This window comes from Enterococcus olivae, assembly GCF_053760925.1.
The window spans coordinates 1-15,891 of the sequence record NZ_JBSMVT010000004.1 but is presented as its reverse complement, the minus strand read 5'-3'; the positions used below and the strand labels follow the sequence as shown (position 1 = coordinate 15,891).

At 40.6% G+C, this 15,891-nt stretch carries 18 protein-coding genes; 17 read left to right on the top strand and 1 reads right to left on the bottom strand.

Going from position 1 to position 15,891, the window contains the following annotated elements; all coding sequences use genetic code 11:
* Positions 1-97 precede the first annotated feature (97 nt).
* From ACWODM_RS04285 to ACWODM_RS04230, 12 genes are all read left to right on the top strand, one after another.
* Entirely contained in the window at positions 98-520 is a 423-nt protein-coding gene (locus ACWODM_RS04285) for an RrF2 family transcriptional regulator (protein WP_455320140.1), read from the top strand.
* Between the two features lie 61 nt (positions 521-581).
* A complete protein-coding gene (locus tag ACWODM_RS04280) occupies positions 582-893 on the top strand; it encodes a hypothetical protein (RefSeq protein WP_455320139.1) in 312 nt (103 codons plus the stop codon).
* Between the two features lies 1 nt (position 894).
* Positions 895-2,868: a V-type ATP synthase subunit I gene (locus ACWODM_RS04275; RefSeq protein WP_455320138.1), complete on the top strand. Its 1,974-nt coding sequence runs from the start codon at positions 895-897 to the stop codon at positions 2,866-2,868.
* Positions 2,869-3,342 (top strand): V-type ATP synthase subunit K, encoded by a 474-nt coding sequence (locus tag ACWODM_RS04270; RefSeq protein ID WP_455320137.1) that lies wholly within the window; start codon positions 2,869-2,871, stop codon positions 3,340-3,342. It abuts the gene before it with no gap.
* A gap of 10 nt (positions 3,343-3,352) precedes the next feature.
* The gene (locus ACWODM_RS04265; protein WP_455320136.1) at positions 3,353-3,949 is read left to right on the top strand and encodes a V-type ATP synthase subunit E; all 597 of its coding nucleotides are present in this window, start codon (positions 3,353-3,355) and stop codon (positions 3,947-3,949) included.
* An 11-nt stretch (positions 3,950-3,960) separates the two neighbouring features.
* Entirely contained in the window at positions 3,961-4,962 is a 1,002-nt protein-coding gene (locus tag ACWODM_RS04260; protein ID WP_455320135.1) for a V-type ATP synthase subunit C, read from the top strand.
* Positions 4,955-5,272 carry a V-type ATP synthase subunit F gene (locus ACWODM_RS04255; RefSeq protein WP_455320134.1) on the top strand — a complete coding sequence of 106 codons (318 nt, stop codon included), beginning with the start codon at positions 4,955-4,957 and terminating at the stop codon, positions 5,270-5,272. The genes ACWODM_RS04260 and ACWODM_RS04255 overlap by 8 nt, the downstream gene beginning before the upstream one ends.
* A 29-nt stretch (positions 5,273-5,301) precedes the next feature.
* Complete coding sequence (locus ACWODM_RS04250; RefSeq protein ID WP_455320133.1) at positions 5,302-7,077, top strand: V-type ATP synthase subunit A; 1,776 nt, start codon at positions 5,302-5,304, stop codon at positions 7,075-7,077.
* Positions 7,077-8,465 (top strand): V-type ATP synthase subunit B, encoded by a 1,389-nt coding sequence (locus tag ACWODM_RS04245; RefSeq protein WP_455320132.1) that lies wholly within the window; start codon positions 7,077-7,079, stop codon positions 8,463-8,465. The genes ACWODM_RS04250 and ACWODM_RS04245 overlap by 1 nt, the downstream gene beginning before the upstream one ends.
* Positions 8,465-9,100, top strand: coding sequence for a V-type ATP synthase subunit D (locus ACWODM_RS04240; protein ID WP_455320131.1), 636 nt, complete (start codon positions 8,465-8,467; stop codon positions 9,098-9,100). Before ACWODM_RS04245 ends, ACWODM_RS04240 begins: the two co-directional genes overlap by 1 nt.
* Before the next feature lie 189 nt (positions 9,101-9,289).
* Entirely contained in the window at positions 9,290-9,982 is a 693-nt protein-coding gene (locus ACWODM_RS04235) for an MgtC/SapB family protein (protein WP_455320130.1), read from the top strand.
* Positions 9,983-10,055: 73 nt separating this feature from the next.
* Positions 10,056-10,808: an alpha/beta fold hydrolase gene (locus ACWODM_RS04230; RefSeq protein WP_455320129.1), complete on the top strand. Its 753-nt coding sequence runs from the start codon at positions 10,056-10,058 to the stop codon at positions 10,806-10,808.
* A gap of 17 nt (positions 10,809-10,825) precedes the next feature.
* On the opposite strand, the gene ACWODM_RS04225 is transcribed toward ACWODM_RS04230, so the two are convergent.
* On the bottom strand, positions 10,826-11,437 hold the full coding sequence (locus ACWODM_RS04225; RefSeq protein WP_455320128.1) for a sugar O-acetyltransferase: 612 nt from the start codon (positions 11,435-11,437) through the stop codon (positions 10,826-10,828).
* Positions 11,438-11,621: 184 nt separating this feature from the next.
* On the opposite strand from ACWODM_RS04225, the gene trhO reads away from it, so the two are divergent.
* From trhO to ACWODM_RS04200, 5 genes are all read left to right on the top strand, one after another.
* Positions 11,622-12,575: an oxygen-dependent tRNA uridine(34) hydroxylase TrhO gene (gene trhO / locus ACWODM_RS04220; RefSeq protein ID WP_455320127.1), complete on the top strand. Its 954-nt coding sequence runs from the start codon at positions 11,622-11,624 to the stop codon at positions 12,573-12,575.
* Between the two features lie 211 nt (positions 12,576-12,786).
* Positions 12,787-13,278, top strand: a complete 492-nt coding sequence (locus ACWODM_RS04215; protein WP_455320126.1) for an LURP-one-related/scramblase family protein — start codon at positions 12,787-12,789, stop codon at positions 13,276-13,278.
* Between the two features lie 122 nt (positions 13,279-13,400).
* Positions 13,401-13,739, top strand: a complete 339-nt coding sequence (locus ACWODM_RS04210; protein ID WP_455320283.1) for a MerR family transcriptional regulator — start codon at positions 13,401-13,403, stop codon at positions 13,737-13,739.
* Between the two features lie 210 nt (positions 13,740-13,949).
* Entirely contained in the window at positions 13,950-14,825 is an 876-nt protein-coding gene (gene scrK / locus ACWODM_RS04205) for a fructokinase ScrK (RefSeq protein WP_455320125.1), read from the top strand.
* Between the two features lie 22 nt (positions 14,826-14,847).
* Complete coding sequence (locus ACWODM_RS04200; protein WP_455320124.1) at positions 14,848-15,708, top strand: AraC family transcriptional regulator; 861 nt, start codon at positions 14,848-14,850, stop codon at positions 15,706-15,708.
* Positions 15,709-15,891: the final 183 nt, after the last annotated feature.

Below are 15,891 nucleotides of genomic sequence, written 5' to 3'. Positions count from 1 at the left end.
AAAAATCTAATTAGTTGTCGGAATATCCTTGACGACGTTATTTATATTCGTTATCATTTAAATTGTAGATATTTTTTGTCTATAAAAGGAGAAGAGAATGAGGCTAAAAAATAGCTTAGAAGAAGCGATTTGTATTCTTCTGATTTTAGGAAAAAATGACCAAGGGATGCCAATAAAAAGCTCTAGTATCAGTCAACAATTAGGCGTTTCGGATTCTTATCTGAAAAAAGTATTGCGCAAGTTGGTAATTGGGGAAATGATCACTTCGAGTGTAAGCAAGGGTGGTGGATTTAGTTTAGCCCGATCGTTAGAGGATATCTATATATTAGATATTTACTATGCTATTGAAGGGAAAGACTCCTATATTCGTACAAAGCGTTTGACAGAAAAAGTCTTCTCGCAAAAACAAGAAGCCGAACGTGTAGAAAAAAAACTTCTAGGTTTTCTTCAGGAAGGCGAGGAGCTATTGCTAAATCGCCTGGCCAATTATTCATTAGGAGATTTATTAAGAGAAGAGTGACGATAAGACGACTTTTCAAAAGCAATAATCAACAACATGAAAGGAAAGAAGGGGTGTTAAGATGAGTGTCGATGCTATCCAACAATTAGTTGTAGCTGAAAAACAAGCTGCCCAGCTTCTTCAAGAAGCAGAGGAAGAGCTGCAGCAGCATAAAGAAAAAAATCAAAAAGAAGTAGAGCGTTTCAAAGAAGAGCGCATGAATCAAATCGCAGCAAAGAAAAAGGAAATCACACAGAACTGTGAAAATGAATTTCAAGAGATTAGTGAACCTTTGACTGAAAAGACCAAAAAAGAGGTTGAAAAGTTAAAAACGATTTCATCGGAATTACGAGAAAGAGCGCTCAAAACAATAATCGACAAGGTTGTGAATTGATATGGCTATTGTGAGAATGCAAAAATTTAACTTGATTACTTTTAGCGAGTATCAAGAGAACCTTTTAGAAAAACTGCAAGATTTTCAAGAGGTAGAATTATTTGATTCCGGCGAATTTTATCAGGAATCTGTTCCTTTGTTTTCAAGATTAGGTAAACATCCAAGAACGGATGAAATTGAATCTAGCATTAGTCAAGTTGCTTGGAGTCGGAATTTTTTAAATCAGTATTTACCTAAATTGAGCTTGATAGAAGGGTTAAGACAACCGTTAAAACGCTATACTTTACGTCAGTTGTCAGAGCATGCCCATACATTTGACTGGCGATCTGTTTATGAAAAGCTGCGACAAACGGACAAACGGTTGCGTTTCATAGACCAAGAACGACGCGAGTTATCTTCACAAGAGGATGAGTTGAACATTTGGAGTCATTTTGATGAAAATCCATCTGTATTAACAACACTTGATCAATCCATTGGTTTATTAGGTACATTGCCTAATTCAGAATTATCCCGCTTAACAGAAAGTCTGGACAAATTACCAGACGCCTACCTTGAAGTGATTCACCAAAATACTACATCAGCTTATATACTGATTCTTGTACATAAAGACAGTCGCCAAAAAGCGACTAGTTTTTTGAGAAGTACTGGATTTGAAGAATATTATTATCCATTTGATGGCAAACCATCACAAGATTTGCAAACGATCAAGAAAAAAGCTGAGGAATTGGCTACGGAAGAGGCTTCATTGAAAAAAGAGCTGAAAGCCATGCAGGCTGATTACTACTCTTTGGGTTTGATCGCAGAATACTTAGAAGGGTTGTTGCTGCGTGTTAACAGTAATGAGCATCTTTTAAAATCGAACTACACAGTCAGCATCAGTGGCTGGGTCCCTGTCGAAAGAGCGGATCGCTTGGTCAAACAAGTCGAAGCGGCAACTGGTGAGGAATATCATTTAGAATTCCAAGAAGTCAAAGAGGAAGAATACGAAAAGGTACCGATTCTTTTGAATAACGGTCCTTTGACACAACCTTTTGAGGGTCTTGTCGAAATGTACAGCTTGCCTCAATACGATGAATTGGATCCAACGCCTTTGATGGCACCTTTCTATGCGATTGCTTTTGGTATGATGGTAGCGGATTTTGGTTACGGTCTATTATTGTTTTTAGCTATTCTTATAGGAAAACGATTGTTTTATTTTAAACCAGGGATGAAACGCCAACTGACATTCTTTCAGCTTTGTGCGATCCCAACAATGGCATGGGGCTTGATTTACGGAAATATTTTTGGTTTTGAGTTTTCGTTCCAGTTATTGTCTACGAATTCGGATATTACCCAGATTTTAGCTATATCAGTGATTTTTGGCTATTTACAGGTTATGTTTGGTCTAGTATTGAAGTTTTATATCTTGTGGAAAAAACAAGACGACAAACTACGAGCATTTTTCCAAGCTGGATCATGGATCTTTTTCTTGCTAAGTGCACTTGTGATTGTCGCAGGAATGCTGTTGATGCCTGAAAGTAACTTACAGCAGCTGGGCTTGATCGGACTTCTAGTTAGCTTAGGAATGATCGTTTTTGGCGGCAGCTTAGATGGTCAGACCTTGGCAGGAAAGTTTGGTAGTGGTCTTTATGGACTGATGGATGTGACTTCTTATCTAGGAGACCTGATCAGTTACACTCGTTTGATGGCACTAGGTGTTGCCGGCGGAAGTATCGCAGCGGCATTCAACCTGATTATCAGCTATCTACCGGTAGCGGCCCGTTTTACTGTCGGGATCTTACTATTTGTTGCGCTACACGGATTAAATATATTTTTGAGTTACTTGAGTGCGTATGTTCACGGTATTCGTTTGCAGTATCTTGAATTTTTTGGCAAGTTTTACACAGGTGGCGGTAGAGCATTCAAACCACTAAAATCTACAGAACAATACGTGGAAGTTATTTCAGAAGAAAAACAACAGCAGGGGGAAGAATAGATGGAAAATTGGATTAGTTTCTTTTACGAAAACGGCGGGATCATTTTTACCGCATTAGGAATCGCAACAGCAACAATTTGTGGTGGGATCGGATCAACGATCGGGGTTGGACTGACCGCCGAAGCAGCTGCAGGACTAACAGCAGAACAGCCTGAAAAATTTGGTCAGGCATTGATTTTGGAATTATTGTCAGCCACACAAGGATTGTATGGGTTCGTTATTTCATTTATGATCTTTTTACAATTGACCGGTGATATCAGCTTCCAACGCGGATTGTATTTATTCGTTGCTTCATTACCGATCGCGATCACAGCGATTGCTGCTGGGATGTACCAAGGGCGTGCCGCTTGTGCAGCGATGCAGATTCTAGCGAAAAAACCAGAACATGTAACAAAAGGGATTATTTATGTTGCGATGATGGAAACCTACGGGATTTTAGGATTCGTTATTTCCTTCTTACTTGTTATGAACTAGGAGGTTTGAGATGTCGGATATCAAAAAGTTAACAGATAAAATCATTCAAGATGCTCAAAGAAAAAAGGAAATTCGTTTGAATGATGGATTAAAAAAATTGACACAACAGGAAAAATTCCAAAAAAATAAAGTCGAACGTCAAGTAGAAGATCTTTTGCAACGTTTCGAAAAAGATGTTCAAGCAGAACTGAGCTTAAAGATTTCTGATTTGCATGTAAAGTCTCGTAGTCGACTATTAGCAACGAAGCAAGCAGTTTTAGATGAATTATTTGAAGAGGCGTTAGTAGCGTTACGTGAATTATCACCAGAAGAATTCAATCAGTTTGTACTTTCAAATATCCAAAAAACGCATTTGACTGGGGATGCAGAAATCGTTATGGGAGAAGACAGTCTGCATTATGCAACGAAGGAAGTCGTAGAAAGATGGCAAAAGCAAACGGATGAGAACTTGCATCTTTTACTTTCAGAGACAACCGTTCCAAATCGAGGTGGCTTTTTGTTACGACAAGGAGAAGTTGAATTCAATTTTCTTTTTGAATCACTCGTGAGTGCCTCGGAAGAGGATTTGAGTAATCAACTGCTGGAATTGATATTTGAAGAAGAATAAGAGGTGTTACAATGAAAGATATTCAATACAGCACGGTCAATACTCGTATTCGTACCTATGAAGGAAAACTACTTCAAAAAAATGTTTATGAACGAATGCTTGCTGTAGAGACACCCGAAGAGATTTTTAATATATTGCAAGAAACAGATTATGGTGATTTTATTGATGAGGATGCATCCGTTCGTGAGTTTGAAGGTGTTTTACTGGCAGAACAAAAACGAATGTATGAAACACTCTATGAGATTTCGCCAGATCGTCGATTGATCGATTTGTTTACACTAAAGTATGACTATCAAAATCTGAAAGTGCTGGTGAAAGAAGAGCATGTCGAAAGAGATTTATCTAATCTCTTGGTGCCTTTTGGTTCTGTATCTTTGTCAGTTCTTAAAGAGCTTGTGCAGGTTAGGAATAGTGATCAGGTGGATCCTAAGATGGTTGCATGTATCAAGGAAGTTTTTCAGTATATGGAAGACTACAATGAGTATCAAGCACTCGATATCATTTTTGACAATTATTACTGGGAGCATTTGCTTGATTTAGTCCAGCAAGAAGATGATGAGAACTTGCAACGCTTGATTTACCGGAATATTGATGTTTTCAATATTTCAACGGTTTTACGCAGTTACTTGATGGGACGTCATAAAGGGTTTATCAGTGCAGTGTTAGCTGAAGGTGGAACACTTTCTACAGAACGTATGGTGGAAGCGATCAGTTATTCTTTAGACGAATTTGTTAGTTATCTGCAGGAGACGCAGTATAAAAAACTGATCGATCACAGCTATGAAGAACTGACGACTAAGAAAACACTGAATGATTTTGATTTACGCAAAGATGATTTTCTGATGGAACGCTTGAAGGAGCGGAAAATCGTTCCTTTTGGTCCCACGGCAATCACAGGGTACATCTACGCAAAAGAGACGGAAATCAAAAATCTTCGTATTCTGCTGATTGGCAAGATCAACAGAATCCCGGAGGAAATTTTACGAAGTCGGGTGCGTGAGACATATGTATAAAAAAATCGGTATGCTAGGCGGGAAAAACTCGATTTTGCCTTTTAAAGGGCTGGGGATCGATGTGTTTCCTATTTCAAGTATTGAGCAGGCACGCTTGTTGTTGATCGAAATGGCAGAAGAGTACGGTGTGATTTTTATTACAGAGCGTTTGACAGAGCAATTGGAAGAGACGATCGCTCAATACGATAGCCGTCCCACGCCGGCGATCATTCCGATCCCAAGTAGTACAGGTAGTCTGGGAATCGGCATGGACCGCATTCAAAGAAACGTGGAAAAAGCAATTGGAATGAATATATTAGATGATGACTAAGCGATAAGCAGTTAGTAGGAGGAGATTTTTTGGCAATCGGAACAATTACAAAAGTTTCTGGTCCTTTAGTTACTGCTCGCGGACTTCAAGGAGCAAAAATCCATGAGATCTGTAAAGTAAGTGAAAAAGGTTTGATCGGAGAAATCATAGAGTTAAAAAAAGGCATTGCCTCGATTCAAGTATATGAAGAAACTGCGGGAATCGGTCCTGGTGAAGTCGTTGAAACAACAGGTGCGCCTTTGTCTGTTGAACTGGCACCAGGTTTGTTGTCGCAAATGTTTGATGGTATCCAACGTCCATTAGACAAATTTATGGCACAAACAGAAAGTGACTTTCTGGAGAGAGGGGTTTCGATCGATCCTCTAGACTGGCAAAAAAAATGGACTTTTGTTCCAAAAAAAGCAGTCGGTGACAAAGTAGAGCCCGGAGATATTATCGGTGTGGTTCAAGAGACATCAGCGATCGAACATCGGATCATGATTCCTCACAATATCAGAGGAACGATCAAAGAGATCCACGCTGGTAATTATAGTATCACGGAACCTGTTTGTTTGCTGGAAACCAGAGAAGGCGAACAGAACGTCACGATGATGCAACGTTGGCCAGTCCGTGTCCCTCGTCCGTTCCAAACAAAATTAAAACCTGGAGAGCCTTTGGTGACAGGTCAACGCGTGATCGACACCTTCTTTCCAGTTGCTAAAGGTGGTTCTGCAGCAGTTCCAGGGCCGTTTGGTGCCGGAAAAACCGTTGTACAGCACCAGGTAGCTAAATGGGCAGATGTAGACATCGTGGTTTATGTAGGTTGTGGTGAACGTGGAAACGAAATGAAGGATGTTATCAATGAGTTTCCTGAACTGATCGATCCTCAAACAGGAAAATCGATCATGGAACGAACGGTTTTGATCGCCAACACGTCAAACATGCCGGTAGCGGCTCGTGAAGCCTCGATTTATACAGGGATCACGATTGCAGAGTATTACCGCGACATGGGTTACAGTGTAGCGATTATGGCGGATTCAACCTCTCGCTGGGCGGAAGCATTGCGGGAAATGAGTGGTCGTCTGCAAGAGATCCCCGGAGATGAAGGCTATCCGGCCTATCTAGGAAGTCGTATTGCAGAATATTATGAGCGTGCAGGACGTTTCCAAACGACTGGTAGTGAACCAAGAGAAGGTAGTATCACAGCAATCGGAGCAGTTTCACCCGCGGGTGGAGATATTTCTGAGCCAGTGACACAGAATACCCTACGAATCGTCAAAGTTTTCTGGGCGCTGGATAGTACATTGGCACAAAAACGACATTTCCCATCGATCAACTGGATTACTTCCTATTCGTTGTATGAAGATGAAATGAATGAGTATCTAGACAGCGTTATGGGAAATGAGTGGTCTGAAAAAGTTGGGGAAGCAATGGCAATCTTACAAGACGAAAGTCGTTTGGAGGAAATCGTCCAATTGGTTGGGATCGACTCACTTTCTCAAAAAGATCGGGTAACTATGATTACTGCCCGTTCTTTAAGACAAGATTATCTACAGCAAAATGCTTTTGATGATGTCGATACCTTTACTTCAAGAACCAAGCAGTTCAAAATGTTGACCAACATCTTGTATTTCCATCAGGAAGCCCAAAGAGCCATTCAATTGGGTGCCTACATTGATGAGATCATCAAAGGAACCGTGGCATTGAGAGAAAAGATCGCCCGCAGTAAATACATTCCAGAAGAAGAGCTGGATCGTTTAGATGATATTCACAAAGAAATCCAGCAAACACTGCACAAAGTAGTTGAAGAAGGGGGAATGAGCTAATGTTAAAAGAATATCGTTCCGTCTCTGAGATTGCAGGCCCTTTGATGGTCGTTGAGAATGTCAAGGGAGTTAAATTTGATGAATTAGTAGAGATTCGTACAGACGGTGGTGAATTGCGCCGAGGTCAGGTACTTGAAGTTAGTGATGATAAAGCAGTTGTTCAGATTTTTGAAGGCACAAGTAACTTAGGTGCGGAAGAAAGTAAAGTTCGTTTCTTGGGCGACGGTTTGACATTAGGCGCGTCGCCAGACATGCTGGGACGGATCTTTGATGGACTAGGCAAACCTAAAGACAATGGTCCACGAATTATTCCAGAAAAGCGTCTGGATGTAAACGGCGAGGCGATTAATCCAATGGCTCGTGATTTCCCAGATGAATTTATTCAAACAGGGATCTCAACGATCGACCATTTAAATACACTGGTGCGTGGACAGAAACTACCGATTTTCTCTGCTTCAGGTCTACCACATAAAGAAATCGCTGCCCAAATTGCCCGTCAGGCAACGGTACCTGGTCAAGAAGGAAACTTCGCGATTGTCTTTGCAGCGATCGGTATTCCTTTTGAAGAATCGGAATTCTTTATTGAGGAGTTCCGTAAAACAGGCGCCTTGGATCGCTCGGTCTTGTTTTTGAATTTGGCGAATGATCCTGCTGTTGAACGGATCGCTACACCAAAAATGGCATTGACGGCAGCCGAATATTTGGCTTTTGAAAAGGACATGCACGTGCTGGTTATCATGACAGACATGACGAACTATTGTGAGGCATTGCGTGAAGTATCGGCCGCACGTCGAGAAATTCCAGGCCGTCGTGGTTATCCAGGGTATTTGTATACGAACCTAGCAACTCTGTATGAACGTGCAGGTCGTTTGATGGGTAAGGAAGGTTCAGTGACCCAAATTCCGATCCTGACGATGCCTGATGATGACAAGACCCATCCGATTCCTGACTTGACTGGCTATATCACGGAAGGACAGATCATTCTTTCTAGAGAACTAGATAAGAAAAATATCAATCCACCCGTAGATATCTTACCAAGTCTTTCTCGTTTGAAGGACAAAGGAACCGGAGAAGGAAAAACGCGTAAAGACCACGCATCGACCATGAACCAAATCTATTCTGCTTATGCAGACGGGAAAGCCGCTAAAGAGCTTTCGATCGTTTTGGGAGAATCTGCTTTGTCTGATGTAGACAAAAAATTCGCCCGTTTTGCGGATCTTTTTGAAAGTCAGTATGTTAACCAAGGCTTCAATACCAACCGTACGATCGAAGAAACACTGGATCTTGGTTGGAAATTGTTAGCGACTCTTCCACGAGAAGAACTAAGCCGGATCAAAGAAGAATATATTGAAGAGTACCTTCCGAAAGAAGAGGAGTTGGATGATTAATGGCAATAATGAACGTCAATCCAACACGTATGGAGCTCAGTCGTTTGAGAAAACGACTGACCACTGCTACTAGAGGGCACAAGCTGTTGAAAGATAAGCAAGATGAATTGGTGCGCCAATTTATCACCTTAATCAAAAAAAATCAGCAGCTGCGTAAAAACATGGAGACTGAGCTTCAGCAGGGTATGGAAAAATATGTTTTAGCATCTAGCAGCATTCCCGATAATGTTTTACAGGAAGCCTTCGCGATCCCTTTAAATAGAATGTCTTTGGATGTACAGAGCAAAACTATTATGAACATGGATGTTCCAGTACTGAACGAAGTGTTTGAGGAAGACGAATCGGAAAAAAACTTTTCCTACGGCTTCATGAGTACAACAAGTGAGCTGGATCTTTCCTTAAGTCACTTGGACTCGATTTTACCGATGATGATTCAATTAGCGGAGATTGAGAAGACCTGTCAGTTGATGTCTGATGAGATCGAACGGACACGTCGTCGGGTCAACGCTTTGGAATATATGACGATTCCCAAGCTAACTGAAACGATCGCCTATATTGAGCGGACACTTGCTGAAAGTGAGCGTTCGAATCTGACACGCTTGATGAAAGTTATTGATGTTATCGAAGCAGAATAAAAAAGTCCTGAACTTGTTTGTACGAGTTCAGGACTTTTTTGCTGTAAGTAGTTTTTTAGAGGTTTGGATCAGAGAGAGAGCTGGTTAAAAAATGGGACAGTTATTGCCCACTTTAGGTGAGAAAGCGTTATTTTTCTTTGTGTTTTTCATGGTAAACTAAAAGAAAAATAAATAAAAGAGGTGTGCACGATGTCACTCACAGAAATGATCCTTCGTATTAGTCTGGCCACTGTTGTTTCAGGTCTTATTGGTTTTGATCGAGAGCTCAAGCACCGACCTGCTGGAATACGTACGCACATTTTGGTTTGTATCGGGGCAGCAATTATTGCGATGATCCAGGAGCAAATTTCTTTCACAGCTATAGAATTTGCCAAGGAATATCCTGATCTTCAAGGAGTGATTCGCTCAGATGAAGCACGACTTATTGCTCAAGTGGTCAGTGGGATTGGCTTTTTGGGGGCAGGGACGATCATCGTCACCAAAAGATCCGTGCAGGGATTGACGACTGCCGCTTCTTTGTGGACGGTTGCTGGTTTGGGATTGGCGATTGGTATGGGTTTTTACAGGATTGGGGTTTTAGGCTCTATCCTTATCTTGATCGTTTTATCCATTTTAAATCGCATTATTCGACCTGCTGATGTCAAATATATCGAGATCCGGTATGTTTATTCTGAGGAGGCGAAGCAATTCATTGATGCGTATTTTAGTAAGCAACATTTGATTGTCAAAGAACATGATGTCGATGTGGACCTGTCTCAAGAAAATCCCTTATTTAGAGAAACCTTTCGTTTAGAAGTACCACTAGATTTTTCTGATGAAGAGCTGCTACGAACCTTTATTCAGACTCAATTTATTCAGCACATAAGAATGCGAAAAATCTAATCAGTTGGTTCTTTTCAGACTTTACCTGTATACTCTATTCAGTGAAATGATCATTGCTGAAGGGAGTAAAAAAATGAAATTAGAAGTAAGACGACGGTTGATCGGCACGATTCCTCTGCTGGAAGTCGTGGCTCAAGAACATTTATATGAAAAGCTACCGTTGATCGTGTACTATCACGGCTGGCAAACGCAAAAAGAGCTGGTATTGACACAAGGACGAAAATTAGCTCAAGCGGGTTTCCGAGTTGTCTTGCCAGATGCAGCTAATCACGGTGATCGTAAGAATCCTGTATCAACAATTCCTTCTTTGACCTTTTGGCAAAGTATTCAGACTAATTTATTCGAATTTGAGCTGATCGTGAATTTTTTTCGCCAATTGGATCTGTTGGAAGGATGGATCGGCGTTGGTGGTGTTTCAATGGGAGGGATGACTACATGTGGGCTGCTGACTCAGCATCCTGAGATTTCTGCTGCAGCCTGCGTCATGGGATCTCCATCCTATATAAAATATCGAGAAGCTTTGGAAAGAAATATTAGCAAACGTGGCTTGCATTTACCCAAGGACTATCATGCCTTGACCCAGTGGATCGAGAGCTACGATTTAGAGACACACTATGCTTCTTTACCTAAACGCCCCTTGTTTTTCTGGCATGGCAAGGAAGATGAGAAGATCCCTTTCGAGCAAGTTTCCGAATTCATCGAAAAAAATGCAGACGATGTGATCATTTTTGATGCTGTACAGGAGCGTCATTTGGTAAAAGGTGAAACGATGACAAAAGTAACAGATTTTTTCAGAGACGCCTACGAAAAATCACCCCATCAATAAGCGATGGAGTGATTTTTTTACTCGTCGATTCGTTTGTTTTTATCGTAGTATTGTCGATCATGCTCGTTGATTTCTCTTAAGACACGACAAGGGTTGCCGACTGCTACGACATTGGCTGGAACATCCTTGGTCACAACACTACCTGAACCGATGACTGAATTTTCACCAATTGTCACACCGGGCATAACGACACTGTTGGCGCCGATCCAGACATTGTCTTTGATCGTGATCGGTAAATTGTATTGCGCTTGTTGTTTTCGAGAAACCGGATCAATCGGATGTGTTCCAGCTGCAAGAACCACGTTGGGTCCAAATTGGACATAATCTCCTATATATATGGCGGTATCGTCAACTAAAGTCAAATTAAAGTTCGCATAAACATGATTGCCGACATGCACATATTTTCCGCCCCAGTTGGCATGAAAAGGGGTTTCGATATAGCAGTCCGGACCAATCTCAGCAAACATTTTTTGTAAGAGTGCCTGTTTTTCCTCCTGTTTAGAGGGGGGCAACTGATTATAGGCAAAGAGCCGATCGAGGCACTGGCTTTGGTCTTGAGCAATCGATTCATCTGTACAGTTGTAAACTTTCTGATGGTGCATACGGTATAAAATTTCTTCTTTTTCCATAAGAACCTCCTTCATCGTTCTACATTCATTCTACCTGTTTTTAGGAAGGAAGAGGAGCTTTTTTACTCATTTATTGCACTTCGGCTGATCTGAATGTGAGGTCTCTAACAAGCAAAATAGTCGTTTTTTGTTGAAGTTTTTCATATACTATACGATGTATGACTTGAAGGAGGAGTAACAAAAAATGGATTATCGCGTATTACTTTACTATAATTACACAACGATTGAAGACCCGGAATTATTTGCGAAAGAACATTTGGCATTTTGTAAATCGATTGGCTTGAAAGGCCGTATTTTAGTGGCAGAAGAAGGAATCAACGGAACGGTCTCTGGAACGATCGAAGCAACCGAAGCGTATATGGAGCATATGCATGCTGACGAACGTTTCAAAGATACTTGGTTCAAGATCGATGAATCAGAAGGGCATGCTTTTAGAAAAATGTTTGTACGTCCTCGTAAGGAATTGGTTGCCTTAAATCTAGAAGACGACATCAATCCCCATGAATTGACTGGAAAATATTTGGATCCGAAAGAATTCAAAGAAGCGTTACTGGATGAAGAGACAATTGTTTTGGATGCCCGCAACGATTATGAATTTGATTTAGGACATTTCCGTGGAGCCGTTCGTCCAGATATTCGTAGCTTCCGCGAATTGCCACAGTGGATCCGTGACAACAAAGAAAAATTTATGGACAAAAAAGTAGTGACTTACTGTACAGGTGGCATTCGTTGTGAGAAATTCTCCGGTTGGTTATTGCGTGAAGGCGTCGAGAATGTTGCGCAACTGCATGGCGGTATTGCGATGTACGGCAAAGATCCTGAAGTTCAAGGCGAATTATGGGATGGAAAAATGTATGTATTTGATGACCGCATCAGTGTCGAGGTCAACCATGTAGACAAGCAAGTGATCGGTAAAGACTGGTTCGATGGGACCCCTTGCGAACGCTATGTCAATTGTGCGAACCCAGAATGTAACCGTCAGTTCTTAACTTCAGAAGAAAATGAAGCCAAGCATTTAGGTGGCTGCTGCTACGAGTGTGCGGCAAATGAAAACAATCGCTATGTCGTGACACATAACATCTCTGCTGAAGAAAGAGATGCACGTTTAGCTAAATTAGCACCAGAAGCAACTGCGTAATCAATGAGTATTGAGATCTGCTCTAAATAAAAACTGTGATACCTGATGAAATCAATGTTTAAAGCTGATTTCATCGGGTATTTTTGTCGAGTTTATAGTAGGAGACAAAAAATATTTTCTATCTACATCTAGCGTCGGATTTCTTTTTTTCTCCAATATGCGATACTATTTATATAAGCAGGGGAAAATTCTAAATAAAGGGGAGTTTCTAATGAAAAAGTTGTATATTAAGCAAAAAGTATTCAGTATTGGTGAAAAATTTACTGTTATCGATGAACACGAGCGTCCACATTATTTTGTTGAAGGCAGTTTTTTTCAAATTCCTAAGCGTTTTTCTATTCAGGATGCTCAAGGGGGTGAGATTGGTAATATTACCAAAAAAGTATTTTCACTACTGCCTAAATTCTTTTTAGAAGTGGATGGTCAAGAGATCATTTTGGAAAAAGAGTTCACTTTTTTCAAAGCAAAGTATTCTATTTCAGCTCAAGGAGTTCGTGTTGAGGGCAATTGGTGGGATATGGATTTTGAGGTTTATGCTTATGGTGAACAAGTCGCAACGATCAGTAAACATTGGTTTACTTGGGGAGACAGCTACGAGGTGACGATTTTAGATGAAGATTTGGAACGTCTGATCATTTCGTTAGTGATTGCTATTGATTGTGTCAAAGCGGATGAATCAGCATCTAGCAGTGCGAGTAGTTAAAATTACTATTAAAAGAAAAATACCTAATGAAATCAATGGAAAACAGATTTCATTAGGTATTTTATTTGTTAAAGTAGCGTCTGAAATTCTGATCAAAATATAAAAATAAACAATACTTTTCAATAGGCGAAGTAGCGAAGGAAGCCAAGGTCTCAACATCGGCCATACGACATTGGGAAAAAGAGAGCTTAGTTCATCCTCAAAGAAACCTTGATAGCGGCTTTCGTCAGTTTGACATTGAGGATATTCGAAAAATCTTTATTATTCGTACGGTGCAACGAACTGTTTTTTCTCTAGAGATTGTCAGAGAAGTTCTAAAAGAAATAGAAAATAATAAAATTACGCAAACTAGAGAGATAGCAAGTCATGCTTTAGACCAAGTAAATGTTATTCTTTTCAAACAAATCAAAGGGATTGCTGCATGTGATTATTTATTGAAAACGATTGACGAAGAGGAATAGAATTGCTGTACTATGCAACGAAGCTCGCCTTTTTTATGTGAGTCTATTTAAGGAAGCTCTTTCAACTGTGAAATGTTGCTATATAAGCGCACCTGTCACTTATAATAGAGTGAGAGATTCCCTCTCTAAATATTTTTCAAAAAAAGCTGGCAATCGCTTCCTTTTCTCTTTAGAATGAAGTAAATAAATAAAAAGAGAGAAGGTCAATCAATGTTATATGGATCAATTGAAGCAGGTGGAACAAAATTTGTGTGTGCAATCGGGAATGAAGACTTAGAAATCGTGGAGCGTGTCAGCTATCCGACAACCACTCCGGAAGAAACGATGTCTTCTGTGATCGAATTTTTTAGTCAATACCAAGAAGAACTAGTTGCGATCGGTGTCGGCTCTTTCGGACCGATCGATATTCATAAAGATTCTGAAACATATGGGTATATTACTTCGACACCAAAATTAGCTTGGCAAAACTTTGATTTTGTCGGGACATTAAAAAAATCTTTTGATGTGCCGGTTGCTTGGACGACAGATGTGAATGCTGCGGCTTACGGCGAATATGTCTTCGGAAACGGTAAAGGACTTTCAAGTGTCGTTTACTATACGATTGGTACGGGAGTTGGCGGCGGTGCCCTGCAGGACGGACGCTTTATTGAAGGCTTTAGTCATCCGGAAATGGGACATATGATGATCGTACCGCATTCTGATGATGATTTTAAAGGCAATTGTCCTTTTCACGGCAACTGTCTGGAAGGCATGGCAGCTGGACCGGCGATCGAAAAGCGTAGTGGTAGAAAAGGGCAAGACATTCCGGCAGATGATCCTATTTGGGCAATCGAAGCGGAGTATATCGCACAGTGTGCCTACAATACGACATTGATGTTATCACCAGACGTAATCATTTTTGGTGGCGGCGTGATGAAACAGCGCCATATGGTGGAGAAAGTTCATCAGGCATTCAAACGTTTGCTGAACAATTACGTGAAAACACCTAGTCTGGACAAATATATCGTCACGCCTGCTTTGGAAGACAATGCAGGAACACTAGGATGCTTGGCATTGGCGAAAAATGCAGAATTACATGCACATTGATTGACTGAAAGGCGGGACGGGAATGAGTTTGTATCTGGAGATTCCCAATCTTAATCAAAAATTTCCTTATCGTTGTTTTTTAAACGACGGCATGGCGATTACTTATCCTCACTGGCACAAGGAGATCGAGCTGATCTATGCGAATCGCGGTCGCGTAAACATTGGGATCGGTGAGACGGTTGTTACACTAGAAGAAGGGGAAATCATTTTCTTTGCAAGTGGAGAACCGCACTATTTCCTTGCGTCACCAGATAATGAGCGGTATGTGTATCAATTTGATCTGAAGTTGTTTGATGAAACGATCCTACGTAAAGGACAGGAAAGTCTGCTTTCCCTGTTCGAACAGGGAGAACGTCATAGTCGCTATTGGCCGGAAGCCTTTAGACAAACAATCATCGAATTGCTGGTGGAACTGTATCATTTGGAATCCGAGACCACAGCCGGTAAAAACTATCTAGTTTTGAGTAATCTGTATCGGCTGATCGGTGAATTGTACCGAACACTTCCACGTAAGGAAGAGCAGAAGAAAATCACTCCAACAGCCATTCATCGAAAAGAGACTTTGATGAGATTAAACGAGATTTTTGAATATATTGAAAATCAGTATCAGGAATCGATCACGGTAGAGGAAGTCGCCAAGCACGTAGGCTTTAGCCCCTACTACTTTACACGTTTTTTTAAAAAGAATACGGGACAGACTTTTATTCAATTTTTGACAGAATATCGCGTCAATCAAGCAAAATTTATTTTGGCAAATGAAAAATTACCGATGGCTGAAGTGGCCGAGGATGCAGGATTTTCCAGTGTGAAAACCTTCCATCATGTATTTAAAGAAGCGGTGGGGCAATCTCCATTGCAGTATCAAAAAATGATGCGTTCATAAAAGTAAAGACATCTGGTAATCAGATGTCTTTACTTTTATTTTTTATTCAAATTTTATCACTGGTGTTGCATAAAAATAATTTAGAATATTCTGAAAACTAATTTTCGTGGAAATAGGTCAAAAGAAACTGTGCTGACGCAAAGGATGACTTTTTCCAGAAAAATTTTTACCTGTTATTCAACT

Coding starts and splice junctions, on each gene's coding strand:
- ACWODM_RS04285 (WP_455320140.1), top strand. CDS start 98: ATGAGGCTAAAAAATAGCTTAGAAGAAGCGATTTGTATTCTTCTGATT.
- ACWODM_RS04280 (WP_455320139.1), top strand. CDS start 582: ATGAGTGTCGATGCTATCCAACAATTAGTTGTAGCTGAAAAACAAGCT.
- ACWODM_RS04275 (WP_455320138.1), top strand. CDS start 895: ATGGCTATTGTGAGAATGCAAAAATTTAACTTGATTACTTTTAGCGAG.
- ACWODM_RS04270 (WP_455320137.1), top strand. CDS start 2,869: ATGGAAAATTGGATTAGTTTCTTTTACGAAAACGGCGGGATCATTTTT.
- ACWODM_RS04265 (WP_455320136.1), top strand. CDS start 3,353: ATGTCGGATATCAAAAAGTTAACAGATAAAATCATTCAAGATGCTCAA.
- ACWODM_RS04260 (WP_455320135.1), top strand. CDS start 3,961: ATGAAAGATATTCAATACAGCACGGTCAATACTCGTATTCGTACCTAT.
- ACWODM_RS04255 (WP_455320134.1), top strand. CDS start 4,955: ATGTATAAAAAAATCGGTATGCTAGGCGGGAAAAACTCGATTTTGCCT.
- ACWODM_RS04245 (WP_455320132.1), top strand. CDS start 7,077: ATGTTAAAAGAATATCGTTCCGTCTCTGAGATTGCAGGCCCTTTGATG.
- ACWODM_RS04240 (WP_455320131.1), top strand. CDS start 8,465: ATGGCAATAATGAACGTCAATCCAACACGTATGGAGCTCAGTCGTTTG.
- ACWODM_RS04235 (WP_455320130.1), top strand. CDS start 9,290: ATGTCACTCACAGAAATGATCCTTCGTATTAGTCTGGCCACTGTTGTT.
- ACWODM_RS04230 (WP_455320129.1), top strand. CDS start 10,056: ATGAAATTAGAAGTAAGACGACGGTTGATCGGCACGATTCCTCTGCTG.
- ACWODM_RS04225 (WP_455320128.1), bottom strand. CDS start 11,437: ATGGAAAAAGAAGAAATTTTATACCGTATGCACCATCAGAAAGTTTAC.
- trhO (WP_455320127.1), top strand. CDS start 11,622: ATGGATTATCGCGTATTACTTTACTATAATTACACAACGATTGAAGAC.
- ACWODM_RS04215 (WP_455320126.1), top strand. CDS start 12,787: ATGAAAAAGTTGTATATTAAGCAAAAAGTATTCAGTATTGGTGAAAAA.
- scrK (WP_455320125.1), top strand. CDS start 13,950: ATGTTATATGGATCAATTGAAGCAGGTGGAACAAAATTTGTGTGTGCA.
- ACWODM_RS04200 (WP_455320124.1), top strand. CDS start 14,848: ATGAGTTTGTATCTGGAGATTCCCAATCTTAATCAAAAATTTCCTTAT.